This window comes from Pseudoalteromonas sp. ABE4_541 (genome assembly GCF_056312285.1).
Genome location: NZ_JBSVEM010000015.1, coordinates 54,260 through 79,258 on the forward strand (window position 1 = coordinate 54,260; position 24,999 = coordinate 79,258).

General features: G+C 43.5%; 20 protein-coding genes. 16 read left to right on the forward strand and 4 right to left on the reverse strand.

The genetic code is table 11. The features are described 5' to 3' along the window. Positions 1–30 precede the first annotated feature (30 nt). Both ACW689_RS14800 and ACW689_RS14805 read right to left on the reverse strand, forming a co-directional pair. Positions 31–333, reverse strand: a complete 303-nt coding sequence (locus tag ACW689_RS14800; RefSeq protein ID WP_476292704.1) for an antibiotic biosynthesis monooxygenase family protein — start codon at positions 331–333, stop codon at positions 31–33. After that, positions 333–668: an NIPSNAP family protein gene (locus ACW689_RS14805; RefSeq protein ID WP_476292706.1), complete on the reverse strand. Its 336-nt coding sequence runs from the start codon at positions 666–668 to the stop codon at positions 333–335. The genes ACW689_RS14800 and ACW689_RS14805 overlap by 1 nt, the downstream gene beginning before the upstream one ends. A gap of 73 nt (positions 669–741) precedes the next feature. On the opposite strand from ACW689_RS14805, the gene ACW689_RS14810 reads away from it, so the two are divergent. The 3 genes from ACW689_RS14810 (at position 742) to ACW689_RS14820 (ending at position 2,783) form a co-directional block, all read left to right on the forward strand. Next, positions 742–1,443 carry an ArsR/SmtB family transcription factor gene (locus ACW689_RS14810; protein WP_476292708.1) on the forward strand — a complete coding sequence of 234 codons (702 nt, stop codon included), beginning with the start codon at positions 742–744 and terminating at the stop codon, positions 1,441–1,443. Between the two features lie 420 nt (positions 1,444–1,863). Further along, positions 1,864–2,136 (forward strand): RebB family R body protein, encoded by a 273-nt coding sequence (locus ACW689_RS14815; RefSeq protein WP_476292710.1) that lies wholly within the window; start codon positions 1,864–1,866, stop codon positions 2,134–2,136. Positions 2,137–2,222: 86 nt separating this feature from the next. After that, positions 2,223–2,783, forward strand: coding sequence for a hypothetical protein (locus ACW689_RS14820; RefSeq protein ID WP_476292712.1), 561 nt, complete (start codon positions 2,223–2,225; stop codon positions 2,781–2,783). Positions 2,784–2,980: 197 nt separating this feature from the next. On the opposite strand, the gene ACW689_RS14825 is transcribed toward ACW689_RS14820, so the two are convergent. Next, a complete protein-coding gene (locus tag ACW689_RS14825) occupies positions 2,981–5,527 on the reverse strand; it encodes an Ig-like domain-containing protein (RefSeq protein ID WP_476292714.1) in 2,547 nt (848 codons plus the stop codon). A 311-nt stretch (positions 5,528–5,838) separates the two neighbouring features. Here ACW689_RS14825 and ACW689_RS14830 point away from each other — a divergent pair, with 311 nt between their 5' ends. From ACW689_RS14830 to ACW689_RS14840, 3 genes are all read left to right on the forward strand, one after another. Continuing rightward, on the forward strand, positions 5,839–7,221 hold the full coding sequence (locus ACW689_RS14830; RefSeq protein ID WP_476292716.1) for a DEAD/DEAH box helicase: 1,383 nt from the start codon (positions 5,839–5,841) through the stop codon (positions 7,219–7,221). Between the two features lie 104 nt (positions 7,222–7,325). Beyond that, complete coding sequence (locus tag ACW689_RS14835; protein WP_476292718.1) at positions 7,326–8,513, forward strand: cation:proton antiporter; 1,188 nt, start codon at positions 7,326–7,328, stop codon at positions 8,511–8,513. A 237-nt stretch (positions 8,514–8,750) separates the two neighbouring features. Then, on the forward strand, positions 8,751–10,442 hold the full coding sequence (locus tag ACW689_RS14840) for an alkaline phosphatase (RefSeq protein WP_476292720.1): 1,692 nt from the start codon (positions 8,751–8,753) through the stop codon (positions 10,440–10,442). 59 nt (positions 10,443–10,501) lie between these two features. Here the strand turns inward: ACW689_RS14840 and ACW689_RS14845 are convergent, their stop codons facing one another. Beyond that, on the reverse strand, positions 10,502–13,471 hold the full coding sequence (locus ACW689_RS14845) for a bifunctional diguanylate cyclase/phosphodiesterase (RefSeq protein ID WP_476292722.1): 2,970 nt from the start codon (positions 13,469–13,471) through the stop codon (positions 10,502–10,504). Positions 13,472–13,944: 473 nt separating this feature from the next. On the opposite strand from ACW689_RS14845, the gene mraZ reads away from it, so the two are divergent. Genes mraZ through murG form a run of 10 tightly spaced genes read left to right on the forward strand, consistent with a single transcriptional unit; the run spans position 13,945 to position 24,979 of the window. Then, a complete protein-coding gene (mraZ, locus tag ACW689_RS14850; protein WP_476292724.1) occupies positions 13,945–14,403 on the forward strand; it encodes a division/cell wall cluster transcriptional repressor MraZ in 459 nt (152 codons plus the stop codon). Between the two features lie 24 nt (positions 14,404–14,427). Then, a complete protein-coding gene (gene rsmH / locus ACW689_RS14855; protein WP_476292726.1) occupies positions 14,428–15,363 on the forward strand; it encodes a 16S rRNA (cytosine(1402)-N(4))-methyltransferase RsmH in 936 nt (311 codons plus the stop codon). After that, a complete protein-coding gene (gene ftsL, locus ACW689_RS14860) occupies positions 15,363–15,686 on the forward strand; it encodes a cell division protein FtsL (RefSeq protein ID WP_476292728.1) in 324 nt (107 codons plus the stop codon). Before rsmH ends, ftsL begins: the two co-directional genes overlap by 1 nt. Then, positions 15,683–17,494, forward strand: a complete 1,812-nt coding sequence (locus tag ACW689_RS14865; RefSeq protein WP_476292730.1) for a penicillin-binding transpeptidase domain-containing protein — start codon at positions 15,683–15,685, stop codon at positions 17,492–17,494. The genes ftsL and ACW689_RS14865 overlap by 4 nt, the downstream gene beginning before the upstream one ends. Further along, the gene (gene murE / locus ACW689_RS14870) at positions 17,484–18,950 is read left to right on the forward strand and encodes a UDP-N-acetylmuramoyl-L-alanyl-D-glutamate--2,6-diaminopimelate ligase (protein WP_476292732.1); all 1,467 of its coding nucleotides are present in this window, start codon (positions 17,484–17,486) and stop codon (positions 18,948–18,950) included. Before ACW689_RS14865 ends, murE begins: the two co-directional genes overlap by 11 nt. Beyond that, on the forward strand, positions 18,947–20,338 hold the full coding sequence (locus ACW689_RS14875) for a UDP-N-acetylmuramoyl-tripeptide--D-alanyl-D-alanine ligase (RefSeq protein ID WP_476292734.1): 1,392 nt from the start codon (positions 18,947–18,949) through the stop codon (positions 20,336–20,338). Before murE ends, ACW689_RS14875 begins: the two co-directional genes overlap by 4 nt. After that, positions 20,332–21,414, forward strand: coding sequence for a phospho-N-acetylmuramoyl-pentapeptide-transferase (gene mraY / locus ACW689_RS14880; protein WP_476292736.1), 1,083 nt, complete (start codon positions 20,332–20,334; stop codon positions 21,412–21,414). Before ACW689_RS14875 ends, mraY begins: the two co-directional genes overlap by 7 nt. Next, entirely contained in the window at positions 21,415–22,740 is a 1,326-nt protein-coding gene (gene murD, locus ACW689_RS14885) for a UDP-N-acetylmuramoyl-L-alanine--D-glutamate ligase (protein ID WP_476292738.1), read from the forward strand. It abuts the gene before it with no gap. Further along, the gene (gene ftsW, locus ACW689_RS14890; protein ID WP_476292740.1) at positions 22,740–23,912 is read left to right on the forward strand and encodes a cell division protein FtsW; all 1,173 of its coding nucleotides are present in this window, start codon (positions 22,740–22,742) and stop codon (positions 23,910–23,912) included. The genes murD and ftsW overlap by 1 nt, the downstream gene beginning before the upstream one ends. Then, positions 23,909–24,979: an undecaprenyldiphospho-muramoylpentapeptide beta-N-acetylglucosaminyltransferase gene (gene murG / locus ACW689_RS14895; RefSeq protein ID WP_476292741.1), complete on the forward strand. Its 1,071-nt coding sequence runs from the start codon at positions 23,909–23,911 to the stop codon at positions 24,977–24,979. The genes ftsW and murG overlap by 4 nt, the downstream gene beginning before the upstream one ends. Positions 24,980–24,999 lie beyond the last annotated feature (20 nt).

A 24,999-nucleotide genomic window follows, 5' to 3' on the forward strand; every position in this document is an offset into this window, starting at 1 on the left:
TTTATTAGCGTGAATATCGCTTAGGCTAAGTTAACGGCAACCATAGTCACGCTCAATATGACCAACCCTTATTCGGTAACTTTCAAATAGTTGTGTTTTCCCTAGTTGTTGTGCCGTTTGATGCGCTTCAAATTCGCGCCATGTTTTAATGGCTTGCTCCGTTTGCCAAAACGACAAAGAAAGAAATTTGTTAGGGTCAGTTAAACTTTGAAACCGCTCAATACTAATAAAACCATCAATTTGCTCTAGTGCGCTTTTGAGTGATTGTGCGAGCTGAAAATAGTCTGTTTTGCCTGTGGCCGTTGGTGTTACTTCAAAAATAACGGCAATCATTATTTGGGCTCCGTCAGTTTTAAATAACTTTCTGGCAGCGCTTTTAAAAAAGTGCGCTTTTCGCTGATGATAAATCGAGCTTGCTTGGCGAAATCGAAGTTATTTGCACCCTGTGTAGATTGACGCAACGTTGCGCGATATTGTTCATAGTGAGCGAGCGATTCAAAACTGATCAATCCATAAGCAATATTGTTAGTACCTTCATGGGGAAGAAAATAGCCCAATAGCTCACCGCCACATTGAGGAATGATTGTTCCCCAATTTTTTGCATACGCTTCAAATTGCGCGATTTGAAAAGGATCGATTTGGTATTCAATGAAGCATGTGATTTTCATAATAGTTGTCTCTTGTGTTGTTTTACGTCAGTCTACGGAAAATCAAAATGCTTGCTTCGATGATGGTCGAAGTATGGAGTCAAAGTTGGAACCAAACATTGCTTTTGTCGCGAGCCTAATCGCCGATAACGCACGCGCTAAAATGCTGACTGCGCTCATGAGCGGTAAAGCTTTAACAGCCACTGAGTTAGCTTTGGAAGCGGATATAACCGCACAAACGGCAAGCAGTCACTTATCAAAGCTGTTGGATGGTGAACTACTTATCGTTCGAAAGCAGGGGCGACACAAATATTTTCAATTGAAGAATAGCTATGTTGCTGAGTTAATAGAAAAACTACTGAATGTCAGTGCAACGCTGGTAAATGAACGGGCAAAAACCGGACCTCAAGACCCAAGCTTAAGAAAGGCGCGGGTATGTTATGACCATTTGGCGGGTGAAATAGGCGTTGTTTTATTTGATTCTTTAATTGCACGTGAAGTTTTACTTGAGCGAGATGGACTGGTCATCGTGACGCAAACGGGCGTGGATTTTTTTAGTCAGCTAGGTGTAGATTTTGATGAAATTAATAAGTCGCGTAGACCGCTTTGTAAAGCGTGTTTAGATTGGAGCGAACGCAGAAGTCATCTTGCAGGCAGTTTGGGTAAGTGGATCTTGGAACAAGTTATTCACAAAGAATGGGCGAAAAGGGTAAATGATTCGAGAATGATTAGCTTTTCGGTATGTGGAATGGCGTTATTTAAAAAGACTTATGGTATAAAAATAGAACACTTTTAATATTTACTTTTAAGCATACTGTGGCATTAGCTCGTTTTTTTACTTTATCCGAGAGTGACGGGAGAGTTACTTTACAAGTACCTAAGTATTCGATTAACCCTTTAGTCTCTTATGCATAAAGAGGAGTATTTTTATCCACCAATCTGCCTTTTTAAGCGGTGCTGTATCTGTCGATAAACAATAGAAACGACGGTTCTCTTAGTGCTTACTGATTGTTTTTTATACGGATGGAAACTTGAACTGAGTCCATCGAGTTTAAAGAGGTATTTGATATGTATGAACGTAATAACAGCTGTATTAGTGTAAAAACTATTAACAGTGAATTAAGTGAAGCCATAAACCAATGAGATCTTTTTCATCGGCTTTTGTAACTAACAACAAGCCAAGCTTTTGGTTTTTAAATTTAACAAGGAAAACATTATGCCAAGAACAGTTAATGGCGCAATCACTGACTCAGTGACGCAAGTAAATACTAAAGTTTTAGGTGAAATGCCGGCGACCGCAATGGGCAACTTGATGATGACAACGAGCCAAGCACTAGGTGTGAGCGCTCAAAACCTGACTATAGGTCAGCAACAAGCCAATGTGATGTGGCAAGCCGCAACAGTGCAAGGCATTAATGCTTTAATGAATACGGGTGATGCAGTGACTGGCAAGGTAACAACTCAAATACTTGATGTGCCTAATCGTTAGTACTGAGTACAACTCCAACCAATATGATGCCGAAGCAAAGGTGGAGGTATCATTTTAGATGATCAATTTCATGCAAGGGAAGTCAAATGTCTAAAAACAATAATGAAAACAATCAAACGCAAGCTATTGCTGATAAATCATTGGCACAAACGGGCGCATTAGCCGTGCAAGATGCGGCAACTAATATGCGCGATATGAATACGCTTTTATCCACGGCTTCAGGTGTGGCACTGGCAAAATTTATAGAGCAAGGTGACGTTAAGTACTTAAAAGCACTGGAAGATTTAAACCAACAGGCTAAAACCTCAGCGGACCATTTTATCGATTTATTCAATAGCGTTACAAGTTCACAAAAAAGACAATTAAGTGAAAAAAGTAATGAAAGCAATCAAGACAATCAAGAACAAGCTATTGCTGATAAATCATTAGCACAGACGGGCGCGTTAGTAGTTCAAGATGCAGCCAACAATATGCGTGATATGAATACACTTTTGTCGACGGCCTCAGGTGTGGCATTGGAAAAGTTTATAGAACAAGGTGATATTAAGTACTTAAAAGCATTGGAGGATTTAAATCAACAAGCTAAAATCTCAACGGATCACTTTATCGATTTATTTAATAGCGTCACAAACTCACAAAAAAGTTAGCTGATTAGCGTTGGCAGAACATCCAGGGCTGGATGAAACAAACACGACATCGAATGATGGATACGATCTTAGGGAAGAAACATGTTGGCTGTGAGAATAGCGCCTTATCATTTGTGAAGGTTTAAGGAGTGAGGAAGCTGGCTTGTATCTTTTAAAGTTGGCTTGGCAGCATGTGCCAAGCCGTGGTTTATAGAGTATTAGTTACCTTGGTTAAGCTGCGTTAACTTATCGCCAATTGGTTTGGAGAAGTTATAGCCGTCAAACTTATCCCAGTTAATTGACCAAGTCATCACCCCACCAAAATTAGGGTAGCGTTTAGTCGGTACAATAGAAGAGCACGTGATGCCTTTAATTAAGCAATCTAGCGCAGCTGTTATATTACCAATAGGTGCTTGACCAGAGTTGGCTGATTGGGGTCCTGATGGTAGGCCAATGGCTACTTGGTCATCACGCAGTGGCATAAAGCGTGAGCCGTCTGCTAAATCAAACCCTTCAACGAGCATTTTTGCATGGGCTACCATCATGTTGATAGAGCCTTCTGGTGCACTGCCTGGTTCATAGGGGTTAGGCAAACCGCCGTTGTTGTAAAGTTGAACATGTAGTAAGTCTAAGGTATCCCTTAGTTCATCAATCAGCGGAATATAAGCGCCCCAAATACCAGAGTAGGCTATCATGCCTCCGTGTACATAAGGATGCTCAGGCGCCATAGTGAGCACCATATCACCACCAATGTTTTGCTCAATTTGTTTTAATGCACGTGGTAAACGGGCTTGAATTTGTGAGCCATGTACTAGGTTAGAGCCACTTTCTAAGTCAATATCTAAACCATCAAATCCCCACTCTTTGATTATATCGGTCAGGCTTGATACAAAATTGACTTCGTCACTGTCTGTGTTGAGTGTGATTGTGCCTTCGGCACCACCTAAGCTCAGTACAAACACCTTACCTTGTGCTTGTAAGTTCCTCATATCTTGTTTGAATTGCGCAGGGTCTACTGGCGGACAATTAGAGTGAATGTCTTTTTCAAACAAGTTGAAATGTACAGTACCATTAGAGTTTCTGTCGTTGTCTGCAAAGGCGATATCTATAATGTCCCATGCATCGGAAATTTGGTTTAGTGGAATAGGACAGCCGGCTGGATTAACAAAATTATGCCAGTAACCAATCAGTTTATGAGTTTTACCCAGAGGCTTGTCGATAACTTTAACGCTGATACCTTCGCTTTGTGCTGTGTTGCCTAGGTTATCTGTAGCGGTTGCGATAATCGTCTTGTTCCCTAAGCTGGCAGGTTTGTAAGTAGCAGCATAAGGAGCACTGGTATCTGTCGAAATAACGATACCGTCAACTGCAAAGCTCACTTGCGTTACTTGCCCGAGCAAGGCTGAAGCGTCGGCTTTGATCTGCACTGCATTGCCCAAAGTCAACTGACTGCCAGCGCTTGGTGAAGTGATAGAAGTAACAAGCGGTTTATCCGTCACCGTGACAGTTTGTGCCTTGTTTGTGCTGTTTCCTTCATTGTCTGTCGCAATGGCTGTTAGCGAAATAGCTCCGAGTTGTTGCGCTTGCCAATTGACTGTGTAAGGTGCTTGTGTGAGGTTGGCGAGTAGGGTGTCATTGGCGTATAGCTCAACTTGGCTGATTTGCCCGTCGGCATCTTGTGCTTGCACGGTGATATCGTATTGGTTGCCTTTTAGTAAGGTACTGTTTGGCGCTGGCGTTACAAAGCTAACTTCTGGTGCAATGGCGCAAATACCTTGGTCGCTCCATGCATCCTGCCAGTGTTGCCCAACACCTGGCTCATACGCCCAAAGTGCCGATGAGCTGCACCAAGGGCCAACATCGCACAGGTATTTATGATTATTATGCGATACTAGATCGCCCGCGCTGTAGTTGCCGCCCGCTTGATAGGCAGGAATATTGGTACAGCCACCAGAGCTTGCTTCTATCACATCCACTGAAACGATAGCGCTGGCAGATGCGCCTTTATCATCGGTGGCAACGGCTTTTATTTGTTGCTTACCTACCGTAGCTTGCCAGAGATATTCATAAGGTGCCTGTTCGTCGGTGGCTAGCAGGGTATTGTTGAGCCAAAACTCAACAGACTTCACTTCGCCATCGCGGTCTTTTGCATCGGCACTAACGCGCACAGACTCACCTTTTTTGAATTGCGCATTGTTCGTAGGATTGAGCAGTTCCACGGTGGGTGGCAGATTTTCCATGCCATTGCGAACAGTCAGTTGTGCGAGGGTGCTAGTTTTTGTTGCTCCCTTATCATCGGTTGCTACCGCACTTACCATATACTGTCCTGCAACAGTTAGCCAGGTGACCTTGTATGGCGCTTGAGTAGACACGCCAATAGATTGTGAATCTAAAAAGAACTCCACTTGGCTAACTTGACCGTCTGGATCACTGGCTTGCGCACTAAAAACAGCGCTGTCATTTTCAGGTAAAACAGAACCATCTGCGGGGCTTGTTAGGGTAACTACGGGAGTTTGATTACCACCACAAGCTCCCAAATTTTTCCAAACTGAATAGGGCGCAGAGTTCTCAGATGGTAGTTCATTCAATGTCCACCATTGCGCTTCGAACGCCTCATTGTTTTGCGTTACTTTGTTGCCCTTAAGATAGACTGCACTGCTTGACCAAGCTGTTAAGCCGTCACAGTTATACGCCAGCGCTTGAAGCGGCAACATACTGGCGCCTAATAGGGCGTTCAGTAAGATTGTTTTCTTAGAGATTTTCATGATGTTTCCTTTACAGTTGTATTATTTTTGCACAAGGCAAATTTCAGCATATAGCCTAGGTACATGTTAATCAATTGTGATTTGGTTATAAGCGTCCGTCTTTTGGGCATAATGCGTTGTGGTATATCAGCGATAGGGAGATTGTGAGATATCTGTTATACTCACTAATCTTGTTCGTACAAAGCGCGGTTGTTTTGCTGCGGAATAAGCGCAGTTGGCTTAATAGAAACACCTGTGTTCTATTAGGGCTTATGCCTACTGTAGTTGTCCTATCTTTTGTTGACGATAAGCCCCAACACACGAGAGTTTAAATGACATTTTCTGACTTGGGATTATCACCCTCTATCGTTCAATGTATTACAGAAAAAGGCTACACAGAGCCAACACCTATCCAAGCAAAAGGCATTCCTGCGGTTTTAACTGGCCGTGATGTGATGGCTGCTGCACAAACTGGTACGGGTAAAACAGCAGCATTTACTTTACCGATTATTGAGCAATTACTGCATCATGAGCGGCCTAGGGCGAACCAAGCATTGGCTTTAGTACTCGCTCCCACCAGAGAACTGGCGTTACAAATTGCCGAGAATGTAGAAGCTTATAGTCAAGGCACTCGCTTACGTTCTGCAGTGGTTTACGGTGGTGTTAAAATTAACCCGCAGATGATGCAGTTACGCAAAGGTGTGGATATTCTAATTGCGACTCCTGGCCGTTTACTCGATTTATATAATCAAAATGCCGTTAAGTTTAACCAGTTGACGACTTTAGTGTTGGATGAAGCCGATCGTATGCTAGATATGGGCTTTATTCATGACATTAAAAAGATCATCAAGTTATTGCCTAAGAAACGTCAAAACTTGCTGTTTTCCGCCACCTTCTCGGATCCAATCCAAGAGCTGGCAAAAGGTTTGATTGTAGACCCACTTGAGGTGTCGGTCACTCCTAAAAATACCGCCTCTAAAACAGTCACTCAGTTTGCCTATGGAGTAGATAAATCAAGTAAAACCAAATTACTTAGCCATCTGATCCGCAGTAAAAAGTGGCAACAAGTTTTAGTCTTTTGCCGCACCAAACATGGCGCAAACCGATTAGTGACACAGTTAGAAAGAGACAAAATCTCTGGCGCGGCGATTCATGGTAATAAGTCCCAAGCAGCTCGAGTAAAAGCATTAAATGGTTTTAAATCGGGTGATATTTCGGTGTTGGTTGCCACCGACATTGTGGCGCGAGGTCTAGATATTGCGGAGCTGCCTTATGTGGTGAATTACGACTTACCGAACGTATACGAAGATTATGTACATCGAATTGGCCGAACAGGGCGGGCGGGGAGTGACGGACTCGCCGTGTCATTTGTAACCATTGATGATGCGAATGATCTCTACGGCATTGAACGTTTTATTGGTGCTTTGATCCCAAGGGCCCATGAAGCGGGTTTTGAGCCGACGCATCCAGTTCCTGAAAAAGAGTTGGATACACGGCCAATTAAAGCGAAAAAGCCAAAGAAACCGAAAAAACCAAAAGAAAATCATGATCACCAAGCGGTGGATCAAACTAAACGTCAGCAAAACCCTGCTGCGAAACGAGCAAAACCAAGTAATAGCAAGAGTAAGCCATCTCAGCGTGTACAAAATGCAATTGATAATCCAACCAATGCTAAACCTAAGCGTCGCCGTTTTAGGCCTAAAGCAAAAGCGTAAATAACCACTGCATATTCACCATCAGTTCGTGCTAGAGTAGTGTCAAAGCCGTGCGAATAGCGCGGCTTCACCATAAAAGCAATTTAAGTGAGCAAGGAAACGTCATGACGGACTATGCACTGGCATGTATTGGTATTGCGATTTTTGTTTACTCAATTAGCGTTCGACAACTCAAACGTGCTGAGCTGACGGGCCCCATCTGGTTTGTTTCACTGGGTGGCTTGCTTGGCTGGTGGTTTAATAGCTCGTTATATTTTCAAATCCATGATAGCGGCTTAGTTCTCCCAATCATTGAAGTAACTCTGGCTATTGTATTGTTCAGTGACGCAGCCAAAACACGCCTGCGTGTGTTGCTCCATTCATTTCAACTTCCCTTACTTTTGTTGATAGTTGCATTGCCGCTCACCATGCTACTGGGCACTTTGTTTGCACACTGGATCTTGGGGTTATCGTGGCTTTATGCCGCGTTGCTCGCGGTGATCATCACACCTACGGATGCCGCATTATGCAAAGGTTTTATCACGCAAAAAAAAGTGCCAGAGAAGCTCAGAGAAGCCATTAATATTGAGAGTGGTCTTAATGATGGCCTATGTATTCCCATTTTTATTTTTGTCTTAGCGGTGATAATGGGCAATGCGCAAGCAAGCTGGTTGGAACTGGCAGGCTTATTTAGTAAAGAAGTTGGCGTGGCTTTGGTTGTGAGTGGTTCGATGACATTTACTGCGATAAAGTTAATTAAGCTAGCTCACGCAAAACACTTGTTTGCGCTCAATTCTAGTCCATTTTTATTTGTTGGTATTGCCATTGCTATTTTTTCTTTGACGCAGGCATTACAGGGCAGTGGCTTTATCGCCGTTTTTATCAGCGGACTATTGTTTGATAGGTTTTATCAGCATGCTTTTAAAGATCAGCTGATTGAAGATAGTGAGCACATTGCCGATTTCGCGACTTTTTTGATTTGGATATTTTTTGGCATGGTCGTCAGTCAGATCATAATATTGAGTGATAGCTGGTTACCTTGGTTGTATGCGATGCTTGCGATGTCTGTGACTCGCATTATACCTGTGCTGATTAGTCTGGTAACAACACAACTAAGCCTTAGTGAAAAATTGACTCTGGCTTGGTTTGGGCCTAAAGGACTAGCGTCTGTTATTCTAACTTTAATGTTATTGCAAGCGGGTATTGATGGTACGCAATTGATAGCCGAAGTGGCAGCTTACACTATTTTATTAAGTGTATTTTTACACGGTGTGAGTACACGGCCAATTTCGTTGCGATTTAATCAAGGGTGAGTATTTTGAAATTGCTTTGGTTGTTTTGTTAATCTGAATTAAATTGTTACGATATAACATATTAAGCTGTTGAAATAAAAGGCCTTTAAAATTTCACTCAGAGAATGATTATTTTAGAGCCTGCACTCAAACTGTCATGTTGTTGAAATTAAAAAGTCATAATTCCTCCCTAGACTGTGCCGCGTTTAGTCAGTTGCGATTTTAGCAACTGAAAGTTCACGTTACAGGAAATTAACCATGAATAAGAAGTTGCTGGCTGTTGCCGTATCTGCTGTTTTACTATCAGCATGTAATGATGATGACACTAAAACCGTCCAAGTCATTAAAGAAGTAGAAGTTGTAAAAGAAGTTGAAGTCCCTGCCAAGCCAGTAACTTCAGTGAAAAATGTGATCTTAATGATCGGTGATGGTATGGGGGCTCAGCAGGTGGGCTTGCTTGAAGAGTATGCACGTCGTGCACCCAACTCAACTTACAACTCTCGTGGTAATCAAACGTCCTTATCGAAGTTAGCCAATGAAGGCCATTTAGGTTTGTCATTAAACGCACCTTTTGGTCCTAACGGTAGCCTAGTGACAGATTCAGCTTGTTCTGCCACTCAGCTTGCAACAGGTAAAGCCGCTGGCTCTGAAATGATTGGTTTAGACGAGCAAGGCTATATCGTAGAAACAATTTTAGAAAAAGCGAAAAAAGCGGGTAAAGCAACGGGGTTAGTGTCTGATACTCGTATCACACATGCAACTCCGGCTGCTTTTGCTGCACACCAACCACATCGTTCATACGAGCCTGAAATTGCAGAGCAATTAATTGAAGGGGGCATGGTTGACGTTCTTTTATCTGGTGGTGCACGTGTATTCATGCCTTCAGATATTAAGACAGATGAAGCCGATAGAAAAGTTATGGCTGATTTAGGTGCCCCTTCAAGCGTTTATAAAAAATCTAAACGTAGCGATGACCGTAATTTAGTCGTAGAAGCAAAGGAACAGCATGGTTATGCACTTGCTTTTGATAAAGCGCAATTAGCCAGTAGTGAAGCAACGAAAGTTCTAGGTTTATTTGCCAACTCTGGCATGGATGACGGTATTGCCTATAAAGCGTGTAAAGCGGATAACAGCTGTACACAACCTTCATTGAAAGAAATGACAGTGAAAGCGCTTGATATTTTGTCAAAAGATGAAGATGGTTTCTTCTTGATGATCGAAGGTGGCCAAATTGACTGGGCAGGTCACGCAAACGATGCTGGTTGGATGCTAAACGAACTATTAAAGTTTGATGAAGCGGTTGAAGCGGTATATGATTGGGTGAAAGATCGTAACGATACATTAGTGGTTGTCACTGCTGACCACGAAACGGGTAGTTTCGGCTTCAGTTACTCGCGTAAAAATATGCCTTCAACGGGTGAGCAATTACCAGGCGATGGCATGAATGGTAAAGATTATAAGCCTAATTTCAATTTTGGTTCATTATCTCATCTGGACAAGCTTTACAGCCAGTCTGGTACGTTCTTCGATATGATGGACGCTGCGAATGCCGATTGGGATTTTGCCGCTGCAACACCTGCAGATTGGATGGATGCGGTAAACAAATATAGTTCATACAAGGTTGATATCGATCAGGCTACTGAAATTGGTGAGCGTGAAGTGAATGAGTACTATCAAGCGGATCACAAATATCAAAGTGCTGAAATGGTACCTAAATTCAATGACTTCAAAGAGTTCTATGTATATGCAGATGAAGACTTTACAGCCAAAATTGGTCGTGCATTAGCGGCAGATCAAAACGTTGTTTGGGGTACAGGTACCCACACCGCGGCGCCGGTTCCTGTGTATGCATTTGGTCCTGAAGGGGTTACACAGCAATTTTCTACCATGCAGCACCACGTAGAGATTGGTCAGAAAATGATGAAAGCACTTGGCGTGGCTGAAGAGTAATTAATTTAGTAAGTAAGGTCCCCCAGACTTTATTTTCAAGCCACCCTCGGGTGGCTTTTTTAGTTTTCTAACAACGTTAAAAATTCATCTTTCGGCATTGGTTTGGCATAAAAATAACCTTGACCGAAGTCGCAACCAGCTTGTTTCAAAATTTGATGTTGTACTTCTGTTTCAATCCCTTCAGCAATCACTTGTAACCCCAACTGGTGGGCCATCATGATCATGGCTTCGCATAGGGCAAGATCATCACGGCTGTGGGCAATGCCATCTACAAAGCGCTTATCGATTTTGATGTAATCCGTATCCATCTGCTTTAAATAAGCCAGTGATGAATAGCCAGTACCAAAATCATCCAGTGCCAAAGAAAAACCCTGCTCAGTCAGCGCTTGCAGTCGTTTTTGCGTTCTGGACTGAGCATTCATCATTAAGCCTTCCGTGATCTCAATCACAATATGCTCTGGTGAGAGCTGATAATTTTGCATTTTCTTCTGCCAGCGACTGACATGGCATTGCTTTGAGGTAAACTGTACGGGTGACACGTTGATACTGAGCTGAACTTGTTTACCTAACGCATGTACATCGAGAAGTGTTTTACAAGAACTATCGAAGATAAAGTCACCAATTTTATGAATGAGCTGTGTCTCTTCCGCTAGAGGAATAAAATTATCTGGGCGGATCAACCCTTTGCTTGGATGGCTCCAGCGGATCAAAGCTTCCGCCTTAACGACCTTCTTGTCTTGCAAGCAAACAATAGGTTGGTAGTAAAGGCTAAACTGCCTTTGTTGTACAGCAATACGCAAATCTTTTAGCAAATTCATGCGAATTTCAGCTTGCTCGCGCATTTCACTGCTAAAGAAAGCATAGCCACTGCGGCCTTGTTGTTTGGCCAGATACATGGCTTGATCGGCCGCTTTAAGTAAGTGTTCACTACTCACTCCATCTTTAGGCGAGCGAGATATACCGATACTTGCGCTAATGTGACATTGCTCGTTATCCAGCTCAATGGCAGGTTGCAAATAAGCCAATACTTTGTCTGCTAACTCGCCTAGCGCATCATCATCGGTATGGCTGTCGGTAACCAATACAAATTCATCACCACCAATTCGAGAGATAAGAGTACATTCATCACCTAATCGGTTTAAGCGCGTAGCCACTTCGCTCAACAATTGATCGCCATAGTAATGCCCTAGCGTGTCGTTGATGTCTTTAAAATGATCGAGATCGAGCAACAAAATTGCGATAGGACGATCCGTTTCTTCTAGTTTATTTTGTAAGTGGCCTTTTAGCTGATTGCGGTTCGCCAGTTCCGTTAGCTGATCAAAATGGGCTTGATGCCAGATCAATTCATCTTGTTTTTTCTTTTCGGTGATGTCGGTAAAAATAGCCACTCGACGATAGGCATCGCCATTGGCATCGTAGACACTATTGATCGTGAGCCATTCGGTATAGAGCTCGCCACTTTTGCGGCGATTAATTATTTCACCTTGCCATTTTCCGACGCTTTCGAGTTGGTACCACATATTTTTATAAAAGGCTTGCTCATGTTTACCTGAACCGAGCACTGCGGTGGTTTTACCTATCACTTCCGCACGCTTATAACCGGTAACATGACTGAATGCTGGGTTGGTATCGAGAATGTAGCCATTTGCATCAGTGATCACCATGCCCTCGCTGCTGTTATTATAAACAAGGGCCGCGAGATTAATGGCTTCTTCTTGCTTTTTGCGTTGGCTAATATCCCGAATAACCAGTATTGCTTGTTGGTGATGTGCAATAGGACTAAGTCGGCACTCGAATACCCGTCGCAAATCGTTCTCAGTCATTGAAAACTCAAACTGGCAATGTGACTTTTCATCCAGTGTATTGAGCAGTTTTGCTAGGCGTTTAAAGGTATGCTCAGGAAACAAATCAGATAGAGCGTTGGCTCTTGACGCAAAATCGCCATGACGGGTCAGAATACTCCCTTGCTTATCAATTCGTAAATAACTATCGGGAAGTGAACTCAATAGTGCGCTTAGTTCCGCATGTTTGTGAGCGAGCGCTGACTCTACGCTCAATCGAATGTTCGCCATTTGTTCAAATCGGGCGGCAATTGCTTTAAATTCAGGAGTTTGAGAATGTGCAGACCAACTAACAGGTTGTCCTTGAGACAGGGCATTAATGGCTTCTACTAAGCGTTCAAGCGGCTTTAAAATGATCCTTTTTAGATTCCACTGTGCCTGCCATATTAACACTGCGATGGCCAACACAAATAGTGCAAGTATGATTGCTACTTCTCGGTTTGCATAGCTGATAGCGTGTTCGAAAGGCAACGAGATAAAGATAGTTAGCGTATTTTGCTGATTAACCCTCTCTAGTGGCAGTGAATAATAAAACCGCCTTTCATTTTTTTGATCAGGCAAGATATGTATTGTGTTTTTCGATATTTCTGGCCAACTTTGACTTTTGGAGGTGCCTAACAGTCCTGGGTGATAAGGTGAATGTGCAATAATATTATTATCGATATCACTGATCATCACTTGACTTCCCTTAGGTAAGTCCAGCTCATCCAGCGTTTTACTCCAATGATCAAGTGGCTTAACGGCAACGAGAACAAATTTAAGATTGCGATCTTGTGTAAAAACAGGCATCGCAAAATTGACTGTGGCACGATGTACAGAGCGATCTGTTTGAAATTGGCCAATTGAGAATTGCTGAGTTCTAATTACCGTTTGGAAATACTTTCGATCGCTTATGTTGATATCGTTTTGGTGATTACTCAATGAGCATAGAACGTTTCCATCCAAGGATACGATACCTATATTGGCTATGTTTTCAGAGAGTAAGCGCGCATGGTTTAGTAACGCAGGACAAGGTCCATTATTAAAATTGACAATATCTTGTTGTAATGTCAGCTTACTCAGCTGTTTTTTGGTGTTTTCAATGTCCATCAGTTGCACTGCGGCAACCTGCTTTGCCAATAAAACAGCATGATGTTCGCTTTGCTCTAAGATCTCTGAGCGCTCATCTAATAGCTGAATCAGGATCACGATTAAGCCAGGAAGACAAATAAGAAAAAGCAAACGGTAGAATCGTTGCGGTATTGATAAATTAGAAATAACCACACCCAAGCGCGTTAAATTGAAAGCATTACATAATACTAAACAGTGAGCTGTACCTACAAGTATTTGGGAGTTTTTTCGTAAATTTAACGTTTCTTATAGACGAATTTATATTCATTTTCTTGTGCCTAAATATGGAATTTATTATTTTATGGACTGCTAAATTCCTGTAATTTTTTTGTTAGTTGACATCATGGTTTTTGTCTTCCCACTTTTTTCCACCTAATTCATATACTTTGCGTAAAGCCGCATTTTTTCTGGCTTCAAAAGCCATATCCATGTCCATATTTGCTTGACAAAAAGTGCTGTCAAGCCCTAGACTGTACTATTGTGGTAAAAAGTGGTTTTTAGTGGATCAAATTGGATCTTGAGCGCTAGATGGAGTAAAGGTTGGTTTTTTAATGTTCAAAGGTGCAAGCTCGCTGAGCTTAGATGACAAAGGGCGTTTTGCGGTACCAACCAAGTACCGTCAGCAACTGCTGTCTGAAGAGCAGGGCGCACTGATCTGCACTATTGCTATAAATGAACCATGCTTGTGGTTGTACCCAATGAGCGAATGGTACGAAATCGAAGCTCGCTTACAAAAACTATCCAATATGAACCCAAGGGCAAGGCGGTTACAACGCATGCTTCTGGGCCACGCGACTGAATATCAATTAGACAAAAATGGCCGCATTTTATTAGCACCATCATTACGTACCCATGCTGGGTTGAGTAAAAAGATCATGCTAGTGGGGCTATTAAACAAATTTGAGATCTGGGATGAGGATCGTTGGCACCAACAAATGCAGCTTGATACTGAGCTGGAGCGCAGTGGTGACTTTGAATCGTCCGAGGAACTCGATAATTTTTCGTTGTAGTAAAAGAAAAGGCTAATTTTGAGCATGACTGCACAATTTCAACATGTGTCAGTGCTGATGGCAGAAACGCTAGACGCGCTCGCCATTAAAGAGCAAGGCATATACATAGATGGCACATTTGGCCGAGGTGGTCACTCAGGGCAGATTTTATCACGCTTAGGCGAAGAAGGTCGTTTGCAAGCAATTGACCAAGATCCGCAAGCAATTGAAGCTGCCAAAAAATTCGCTGATGATCAACGTTTTTCGATTGCGCATTCTCGCTTTTCAAACATCAAAGATGTAGCAACCCAAGCGGGTTTATTAGGTAAAGTAGACGGTATTTTGCTGGATATTGGTGTGTCTTCTCCTCAGCTAGATGATGCGCAGCGTGGCTTTAGTTTTATGCACGATGGCCCATTAGACATGCGTATGGACCCTACGTCTGGGCGCAGCGCAGCCGAGTGGTTAGCTGAGGCTGATTTAGAAGATATTACCTTTGTGATTAAAAAGTACGGAGAAGAAAAGTTTGGTCGCCGTATTGCACATAAAATCATTGAAACGCGAGTGCATACACCCATTACGACAACCAAACAATTGGCTGATTTAGTCGATGAGGCAGTACCTGTAAAGGATAAGCATAAACATCCAGCAACGCGCACCTTCCAAGCTATACGCATTTATATCAATAGCGAATTAGAAGAAATTCAAACAGCATTGCAAGCATCACTGGAGGTACTTAAACCTGGTGGTCGTTTGGTGGTGATCTCGTTTCACTCTTTAGAAGATAGAATCGTGAAACAGTTCATCAAAAAACAGAGTAAGGGAGAGGCGATACCCAGAGGTCTGCCTTTAACGGACGCACAACTTAAACAAAATCTGACGTTAAAGGCAGTGGGTAAAGCCATCAAACCTAGCGCTGAAGAAATCACTGAAAACCCAAGAGCAAGAAGCTCAGTACTCAGGGTGGCGCAAAAACTCTGATGAATAAGCCAGTAGATCGACAACCCAAATTATTTGTGGAAATTTTACAAGGTTTGCTTGCTAATAAGCTGACCTTGTTTTTGCTGTTGTTGATTTTTGGTTCCGCGCTGGCGGTTGTGCAGGTGACGCATTTAACAAGGCAGCAATTAATTGCGCAAGATGAGTTGCTACAGCAGCGAGATGAACTAGATCTCGAGTGGCGGTACTTGTTGGTGGAAGAAGAGTTTTACTCACAGCACTCTCGCATTGAAGAGATAGCAAAAACACAATTGAGTATGAAACGCCCAACGAGCAAAGATGAACAAGTGGTGGTGGTGCCATGAGCAAGGTCAAAACAGTAACTAGCTTAATCACTTGGCGTTTTGCTTTGGTATGTACGTTATTGGTGATGGTATTTATCACCTTAATGGCCAGAGCGGCGTATTTGCAAGTCATTGAACCTGATAAAGCGCGAGAAGAAAACGCCAAACGTACGGTGCGGGTAGAAAAGCTCAAAGTCCAGCGAGGGATGATCTTTGATCGAAATGGCAAAGAGTTAGCAGTAAGCGTCCCTGTGGTGAGTGTTTATGCTGATCCGCTTGCTTTGGATAAATCGATTGGCAAAAAAGTTATCAAAGCGGCCCGTAAAAATGGTGAAGATCATAAAACTTTAGCGCAAAACGAATCAGAAATGATCCGCCGTAAGCAAGCTTGGTACGACAACGAGCTACGTTGGCGAGAGCTTGCCGATGTGTTGCAAATAAAAAATGAAGAAGTTGACTCGCGTTTACGAGATGATACAACACGGCGCTTTGTCTATTTAAAACGCCAAGTCACGCCTGCAGTTGCAAATTATATTCGCCAGCTACGTTTGCCGGGAATTCATTTACTAGACGAGTCTAAGCGCTTTTACCCCAGCGGTGAAGTCACAGCACACATTCTTGGCTTTACCAATATTGATGGTCAGGGCATTGAAGGTGTTGAAAGGTTATTTGACAAAGCGCTGACCGGAACTGAAGGCAAACGTACCATCCGTAAAGATGCGCAAGGCCGTGAAATCCAAGTGTTATCAGAAGAGCAACGTGTTGAACCTGAGAATATAGAGCTGAGTATAGATCTGCGTATTCAGGCGATTGCTTATAAAGCACTTAAAAGTGCGGTACTCAGTTATAAAGCGACTTCTGGTTCTGCCATGGTGGTTGATGTCAAAACGGGTGAAGTATTGGCGATGGTCAATAGCCCAAGCTTTAATCCGAACGATATGAGTGATGCAGCGCCTTATAAACGCAGAAATCGAGCTATTACGGACTTGTTTGAGCCGGGATCGACTTTAAAACCATTGGCTGTTTTGGCTGGGCTCGACTTCGGCGCTATCAAGGCTGATGACGTTGTTGATACATATCCCGGTTGGATGCGCTTAGGTGGTAGTTTGGTGCAAGATACACGCAATCACGGTGAAATGAGCCTAAGAGAGATCCTGAAGGTTTCCAGTAATATGGGAGTGGCAAAAATCAGTCAAATGCTACCCAAAGACTATATGGTGGGGTTGTATCAAAAAGTGGGCTTTGGTGAAGAAACCGGCACCATGATGGTCGGTGAAAGTAGTGGCTTGTTTTATCCTAACCGCCGCTGGTCAGACTTTGAAATAGCGACTTTAGCCTATGGTTATGCTGTCTCAGCAAGCACAGCGCAAATTGCTCGCTTTTATGCAACCTTGGGTTCTGGTGGCGTTCAGCGTCCATTGACGATTTTAAAGCAAACATCTGTTCCAGAAGGTGAGCGAGTGTTCAAAGAGGAAGACGTTCGTGCTGTGGTTAAAATGATGGAATCCGTGTTTGAAAAAGGAGGAACCGCAGATAATGTCAAAGTTGATGGCTATCGTGCAGCGGGTAAGACGGGGACCTCCAAAAAAGCGGTCGCGGGTGGCTATGGTGATGAATATGTTGGGTATTTTGCTGGCGTCGCGCCCATAAGCAACCCTCGCTTAGCAGTTGTTGTAATGGTTAATGAACCCGGTGAAGATGTTTATTACGGCGGCCAAACATCGGGCCCTGCTTTTGCAGAAATTATGTCAAACGCACTACGTATTTTAAATGTTGCACCAGATAAAACACGCGTTGCTTATATCTCGGAGCAAAGTAATGACCTGTGATATTAGCCAAGTTTTGGGCAAATATGGCGTAATTTGTGATGCTTTAGAGGTATCAAATTTGCGCTTGGATAGCCGAGTTGTAATGCCTGGGGATGCTTTTGTCGCTTTGCAAGGTCATGTGCAAAATGGTGAGTTGTTTGCAACAAATGCAGCAGAAAAAGGGGCACAATGTATCTTAGTTGACGTTAATAGCACGGTAAGACTTGATTCAGTGCCTGTGATCAAAGTACCAAATTTACAGCAAAATATTGCCGCTATTGCGAATGATTTTTACCAACACCCGAGTGAAAAATTGTCTGTGATAGGCGTGACAGGCACCAATGGTAAGTCGACGACAACCGCAATGATCGCCAATCTAGCGCAGCTGTGCGATACGCCATCAGCGGTGATTGGCACATTGGGCTATGGCCAACCAGAACAGCTGACACCACTTGCCAACACCACACCTTCTAACGTGGATTTACAAAGGATCTTAGCTGAACTTGCGGGTAAAAATGAGCTAGTGGCGATGGAGGTGTCGTCGCATGGTCTGGTACAAGGTCGTTTACATGCGACCAAATTTGATGTTGGCGTATTCACTAACTTATCTCGCGATCACCTTGATTATCACGGTGATATGACTGAGTACGCAAAAGCTAAATTGAAACTGTTTACTGAGCACAAGCCTGCATTTAGCGTACTCAATGTCGATGATAAAGTGGCTCAGCAGTGGTTACAACAGCATGAATTTGATGGTCTAGTAGTGTATGGACAAAAACCAAATTCACACAAGTTCAAGCAATATGTTTGGTTTGATGAGGTACGCTTTGACGCGCAAGGTATTCAGGCCAATATTCTATCGAGCTGGGGGGAGGGGAAGTTAAAAGCACCGCTTTATGGCTTATTCAACCTTTATAATATTGCCGCGGCATTAGCGACCTTGCTTGCGCAAGGTTACTCCCTCTCACGTTTACTAGAGGCAATAGGTCAATTAAAGCCCGTTGCGGGACGCATGCAGCCTTTCAGTGCGCCCAATTTGCCGACTTGTATTGTTGATTATGCCCATACACCGGAAGCTCTGGAGTTGGCATTACAAGCCTTGCAGCAACACGTCCCCGGAAATGTGGTTTGTGTGTTTGGCTGTGGTGGTGACCGGGACAAAGGTAAGCGTCCTTTAATGGCAAGAGCAGCGGAGCAAAATGCCGATAAATTGGTTGTCACCAGTGATAACCCGCGTAGTGAAGATCCACAAGCAATAATCGATGACGTTAAGGCTGGACTCAGCAACCCTGAGTATGCTGTATGTAAAATTGATAGAGCCGATGCTATTCGTTATGCAATTGAGCACGCGCCAAAAAGTGGTGTTGTGCTGATTGCCGGCAAAGGGCACGAAGACTATCAAATAATTGGAGATAAACGTTTACCTTTTTGCGATAGGCAATGGGTTGAAAAAGTTTTGCAGGAGAAAAGTGCATGATCAAAGTAGATTTAGCTTGGCTTGCAGCAGTACTTGATACTCCTCTAAATGGGGAAAATTTGGCTGTCGCCAATATCAACACCGACACTCGAACAATAAAAAACAACGAGGTGTTTTTGGCGTTGAGAGGACCTAATTTTAACGGTCATGAGTTTGTTGAGCAGGCCAAAGAAAAAGGCGCGATTGCGGCGATTGTTGATACACCTGTTGCGTGTGATATTACACAATTTGTGGTGAAAGATACCCGTTTGGCGCTCGGCACATTAGGCAAAGCGGTGATGGATAAAGTAGCGCCTAAAACCATTGCCATCACAGGTAGCGTAGGTAAAACCACTGTTAAAGAAATGTGCGCTGCTATTTTAGCGCGCAAAGGTAAAGTACTGGCAACAAACGGTAACTTCAACAATGATATTGGCGTGCCGCTCACTTTACTTCGCCTGGCCGAAGACGATGAATATGCGGTGATTGAATTGGGAGCAAATCACATTGGTGAAATTGCTTATACCACAGCGCTAACTAGCCCCGATGTGGCTGTTGTGTGTAATGTAGCACCAGCGCATATTGAAGGTTTTGGCTCAATTGAAGGTGTCGGTCAAGCCAAAGGGGAGATTTTCTCTGGTTTGAAAAGTGGGGGGGTTGCAGTACTGAACTGCGACTGTGAATTTGTCGATATGTGGCGTACCAGTTTACATGATGTGCGCAGCAAGTGCTTTTCCATGTCATCAAAGCTCGATGTTTGGGCTGAAGATGTTCGTTTAAGCGAAACCGCACATGCAAACTTCACTTTATGTACAGCAAAAGAGCGAGTATTGGTAAACCTAGCTTTGCCAGGAGAGCACAATGTGACGAATGCGGTTATTGCCGCAGCTTTGACCTCAGAACTCGGCGCATCATTGCAAGATGTTGCGTTAGGCTTGGAAAACATGACTCCGGTCAAAGGGCGTGTGAATCTTGTCAAAGTCAACGCGTCTCTAAATGTCATCGATGATACATACAATGCGAATGTTCGATCGGTGAAGGCGGGTATTGACTTGTTAACGAACATGCCGGGGTATCGAATTTTAGCGTTAGGTGATATGGGCGAGCTGGGTGAACAGGCGAGAGAATATCACATTGAAGTAGGTGAATATGCCAAGCAAAAAGGTATAGATACACTTTTTTCTCTCGGTGTATTAAGCCGAGACGCCAGTGACGTGTTTGGACAAGCAAACAGACACTTTTCAACACGTGAGCATCTATTGAGTGAGCTTAAGCAAATGATTAAAGCGCAGAACGGGGTATGTACTGTGTTAGTAAAGGGCTCCCGCAGCTCACGTATGGAATTAATCGTTCAAGATTTAATAAGCAGTGGCCGTAACTCGGGCACTGATGAGGCCTCAGCATGTTAGTTTGGTTAGCGGAATACTTAACACAGTACTATAGCGGCTTTAATGTTTTTTCGTATCTCACACTCAGGGCGATATTGGGCATATTAACAGCACTGTTTATTTCATTATATTTTGGTCCCAAATTAATTTTGGCATTGCAGCGTATGCAGATAGGGCAAACAGTACGTGACGATGGACCACAATCGCATTTGTCTAAGTCGGGCACGCCAACGATGGGGGGATTATTGATTTTGGCATCAATTTTCACCAGCACACTCATGTGGGGCGACCTTGATAACAAATATGTTTGGGTGACTTTATTTGTTATTGGTAGCTTGGGCATTGTGGGGTTTGTGGATGATTACCGCAAAGTGATCCGTAAAGACAGTAAGGGCCTTATTGCCAGGTGGAAGTACTTTTGGCAATCTGTGATTGCAATCTCGGTTGCAAGCTTTATGTACTTTACTTCTCACTCCGCTGCTGAAACAACGCTTGTGGTGCCATTTTTGAAAGATGTTTTACCACAATTGGGATTATTTTACTTAGTGATGTGTTATTTCGTGATTGTGGGTACCTCAAATGCGGTTAATTTAACCGATGGTTTGGATGGACTCGCAATCGTGCCAACTATTTTGGTTGCATCCGCTTTAGCAATCATTGCTTACCTAACTGGTAACGTGAACTTTTCTAGCTACCTACATATTCCGCATTTACCTTTAGCCAGCGAGTTAGTGGTTGTTTGTACAGCAATAGTTGGTGCAGGACTTGGATTTTTATGGTTTAACACCTATCCAGCGCAAGTTTTCATGGGGGATGTGGGATCACTCGCATTGGGTGGTGCACTTGGCATCATCGCTATCCTTGTACGTCAAGAGCTCGTGCTGTTGATCATGGGTGGTGTCTTTGTGATGGAAGCCTTGTCAGTTATTTTACAAGTAGGTTCATATAAACTGCGTGGGCAGCGAATTTTCAGAATGGCGCCTATTCATCATCACTATGAACTTAAAGGTTGGCCGGAGCCGCGCGTGATTGTGCGTTTTTGGATTATCTCAATTGTCTTGGTGCTTGCAGGGCTCGCGACTTTGAAGATCAGATAAATGCAGTATTTAGATACGCTTAAAAACAAGAAAATAACAGTGCTTGGACTTGGGGTAACCGGTTTGGGCATTGTGCGTTTTTTACTGTCGCATAATATTGTCCCGCGTGTCGTGGATAGTCGCGTTGCGCCGCCGGGCGCACAGTGGCTCGCTGATAATGAACCAAACTGTGAGGCTGTCTTTGGTCCGCTTGCCCAAGCAAGCTTATCTAGCGCCGATATGATCATTATCAGCCCTGGTATTGCGTTGTATGAGGTAACGGTTGCTAAGGCCATTGCGGATGGGGTTGAAGTCATTGGTGACATTGAACTATTTGCCCGTTTAACCGACAAACCAATTGTGGCTGTAACGGGCTCCAACGGCAAGTCGACCGTGGTTACTTTAGCGGCCAACGTACTAAGCGAAGCAGGTATGAAAGTGGGGGTTGGAGGTAATATTGGTACGGCTGCATTGGATTTGCTTGAGCAGGACTATGATGTATTTGTACTTGAGCTATCTAGCTTTCAATTGGAGACGACACACAGTTTACACTGCACCAGCGCAATGATCCTTAATGTGACTGAAGATCATATGGATAGATATCCTGATTTTGCAGCTTACTGTGCTGCAAAGCAGCGTATTTATCGGCATACGGAGCATTTGGTTTATAACGCCCAAGATGAAAATACCTTTCATTGTGATAAAAAAGGCGTGAGCGTAGCGTTAAATAATGCAGATTATCAGTTATTGTCACACAAAGGTGAACACTATTTCAGCGCATTTGGCGTGCCAAAAGTACATGCCTCTTGTATGAGATTGCAAGGAACACATAACCAATTTAATGCGCTTGCGGTGATGGCGCTTTTAGCGCCATTTGACATTGCCAATGCTGTTTTTAAAAAGGCCTTTGAGCAATTTTCTGGTCTTGCGCATCGTTGTCAGCTTGTTGCTGATTATCATGGTATTAAATACTTTAATGACTCCAAAGCGACCAATGTGGGGGCAACGGTTGCTGCATTAGAAAGTTTAGCTTCCACATCAGGTAAAATTATTCTTATCGTCGGGGGGGATGCCAAAGGCGCAGACCTAACACCTCTTGCTGAGCCTATGCGCCAATACTGTAAAGCAATTTATGGCTTTGGTCAGGATGGCTCCCTGTTCTTGTCGCTACACCGTAATAGCCACCTGGTTGCCACGTTGGAAGACGCGTTGAAGCAAGCTCAAGCAATAGCAGATAACGGAGATTGCATTTTGCTTGCGCCAGCGTGTGCCAGTATTGATATGTACCCAAATTACATGGCCCGTGGAGAAGAGTTTTGCCGTTTAGTGAATGAGGTAACTCAGTAATGGCACTATCTCAGCTTCGTTTCAATTTTCGCTTAGAGCAATCAAACGCATTGTATGATGTACCTTTGTTATATGCGATGTTGTGCTTGTTGGGCGTTGGGTTTGTCATGGTGACAAGTGCCTCCATGCCGGTGGCGGAGCGTTTATTTAATAACCCGTACCATATCAGTATTCGACATGCTGCCTTTTTATGTATGGGGTTTGTACTTTTTTGGATAAGTACGAGTGCCCCTATGGCATGGTGGAAGCGTTGCAACCCTTATCTTTTATTACTTGGGCTTGGTTTATTGGTACTTGTACTGCTTATTGGTCGAGAGGTGAATGGTTCAAAGCGTTGGATCCCTGTAGGACCTGTTGGCATCCAAGCTGCTGAGCTAGCAAAGCTGTTTTTCTTTAGCTATATCGCAGGTTACTTGGTTCGAAAACGAGAAGAAGTACAAGAAAACTTGAAAGGCTTTGCTAAACCTATCGCGGTATTCGCGGTTTATGCATTTTTAATTTTAATGCAACCGGATTTAGGCACAGTGGTGGTGATGTTCGTTACTACCGTCGGCCTGTTATTTTTGGCTGGGGCGAAGCTTTGGCAGTTTTTTGCATTGATCTTAACTGGTGCTTTGTTAGTGGTTTTGTTGATTATTTTCGAGCCGTACCGCATGGCTCGGGTTGTGGGTTTTTTGGAGCCTTGGGATGATCCATTCGGCAAAGGCTACCAGCTAGTGCAATCACTGATGGCTTATGGACAAGGGGGTTGGCTAGGTCAAGGTTTGGGTAATAGTGTGCAAAAATTACAATATCTACCAGAAGCGCACAATGATTTTATTTTTGCCGTTATTGCTGAAGAGTTAGGTTTTATTGGTGTTGTGAGCATTATCGTGCTTCTTGCAACCTTGGTATTTAGAGCGTTATTGATTGGCCAAAAAGCACTAAAACATGGCAAAGAGTACGAAGGGTATTTTGCCTTAGCGATTGGTATTTGGTTTGCGTTTCAAACCATGGTTAATATTGGTGCCAGCGCAGGGATATTGCCGACAAAAGGCCTAACCCTCCCGTTTGTATCTTATGGTGGCTCAAGCTTATTGGTTATGGTTGTAGCAGCAGGTGTATTACAAAGGGTTGACTTTGAAACAAAAATGGCAACTAAACAAGCAACATCAAGAGGTGGAAAGCGATGAATAAGCGATTACTTGTGGTTGCTGGAGGCACTGGCGGACATATTTTCCCAGGTATTGCGGTAGCTAATGAGCTAAAAGCGCAAGGCTGGCAGGTTTCATGGGTTGGCACGTCTGACCGTATGGAAGCGCAAGTTGTACCTAAGCATGACATTGAAATCGACTATATCAATGTACAAGGCGTGCGAGGCAATGGCTTAAAGCGTTTATTAAAAGCCCCATTTATGGTGATCCAAGCCATTGTGGATGCGAGAAAGGTGATCAGAGAAAGGCGTCCTAATGTAGTACTTGCGATGGGGGGCTATGTAACTGGCCCCGTCGGCATCGCTGCAAAGTTGATGGGCGTACCTTTGGTGATCCATGAACAAAATGCTGTCGCGGGTTTAAGCAATAAATTATTGGCAAAAATCGCTAATCGCGTGTTGGCAGCATTTCCAAGCGCGTTTGACAATGACAGAGTGCAAGTCGTTGGTAACCCTATCAGGCATTCGGTTGCAGGTATTTTGCCAAAAGAAGCGACACAAACCATCAATTGTTTAGTGGTGGGAGGTTCGTTAGGGGCGAAAGTGCTCAATGACATACTGCCAACTGCTGTTGCTAGATTGCAGCAAGAAGCTGTATTGCCTTTGTTGGTAAAGCATCAAAGTGGAAAGGGACAAAGTGCCACTGTGCAAGAGAGCTATGAAAAGTTAGGGTTCAAAGCTGAAGTGACAGAGTTTATTGACAATATGGATGCGGCCTATGATTGGGCCGATATTGTTATTTGCAGAGCCGGTGCTTTAACTGTGAGTGAGATTGCCGCGGCCGGAAAAATGGCACTATTTGTACCTTATCCCCATGCTGTGGATGATCATCAAACAGCCAATGCGTCTTATTTGGTAGACACAAATGCGGCATTATTACTGGCACAAAACAACTTTAATGAGCAAAGTATTTGTGAACAACTTTTGCCTTATTTAAAGCAACCATCATTGATAAAAAACCTTGCTGAACGAGCAAAACAGAAGGCGAGGTTAGAGGCTACTTTTGAAGTAGCGAAAGTGTGTGAGCAAGTTTGTTCGCCAACATGAATTTGAAAGATGAAAGAGTA

Coding starts and splice junctions, on each gene's coding strand:
- ACW689_RS14865 (WP_476292730.1), top strand. CDS start 15,683: ATGAGCAAGGTCAAAACAGTAACTAGCTTAATCACTTGGCGTTTTGCT.
- ACW689_RS14835 (WP_476292718.1), top strand. CDS start 7,326: ATGACGGACTATGCACTGGCATGTATTGGTATTGCGATTTTTGTTTAC.
- mraY (WP_476292736.1), top strand. CDS start 20,332: ATGTTAGTTTGGTTAGCGGAATACTTAACACAGTACTATAGCGGCTTT.
- ACW689_RS14875 (WP_476292734.1), top strand. CDS start 18,947: ATGATCAAAGTAGATTTAGCTTGGCTTGCAGCAGTACTTGATACTCCT.
- ACW689_RS14830 (WP_476292716.1), top strand. CDS start 5,839: ATGACATTTTCTGACTTGGGATTATCACCCTCTATCGTTCAATGTATT.
- ftsL (WP_476292728.1), top strand. CDS start 15,363: ATGAATAAGCCAGTAGATCGACAACCCAAATTATTTGTGGAAATTTTA.
- ACW689_RS14800 (WP_476292704.1), bottom strand. CDS start 333: ATGATTGCCGTTATTTTTGAAGTAACACCAACGGCCACAGGCAAAACA.
- ACW689_RS14815 (WP_476292710.1), top strand. CDS start 1,864: ATGCCAAGAACAGTTAATGGCGCAATCACTGACTCAGTGACGCAAGTA.
- ACW689_RS14805 (WP_476292706.1), bottom strand. CDS start 668: ATGAAAATCACATGCTTCATTGAATACCAAATCGATCCTTTTCAAATC.
- murG (WP_476292741.1), top strand. CDS start 23,909: ATGAATAAGCGATTACTTGTGGTTGCTGGAGGCACTGGCGGACATATT.
- ftsW (WP_476292740.1), top strand. CDS start 22,740: ATGGCACTATCTCAGCTTCGTTTCAATTTTCGCTTAGAGCAATCAAAC.
- ACW689_RS14810 (WP_476292708.1), top strand. CDS start 742: ATGGAGTCAAAGTTGGAACCAAACATTGCTTTTGTCGCGAGCCTAATC.
- murD (WP_476292738.1), top strand. CDS start 21,415: ATGCAGTATTTAGATACGCTTAAAAACAAGAAAATAACAGTGCTTGGA.
- mraZ (WP_476292724.1), top strand. CDS start 13,945: ATGTTCAAAGGTGCAAGCTCGCTGAGCTTAGATGACAAAGGGCGTTTT.
- murE (WP_476292732.1), top strand. CDS start 17,484: ATGACCTGTGATATTAGCCAAGTTTTGGGCAAATATGGCGTAATTTGT.
- rsmH (WP_476292726.1), top strand. CDS start 14,428: ATGACTGCACAATTTCAACATGTGTCAGTGCTGATGGCAGAAACGCTA.
- ACW689_RS14820 (WP_476292712.1), top strand. CDS start 2,223: ATGTCTAAAAACAATAATGAAAACAATCAAACGCAAGCTATTGCTGAT.
- ACW689_RS14825 (WP_476292714.1), bottom strand. CDS start 5,527: ATGAAAATCTCTAAGAAAACAATCTTACTGAACGCCCTATTAGGCGCC.
- ACW689_RS14840 (WP_476292720.1), top strand. CDS start 8,751: ATGAATAAGAAGTTGCTGGCTGTTGCCGTATCTGCTGTTTTACTATCA.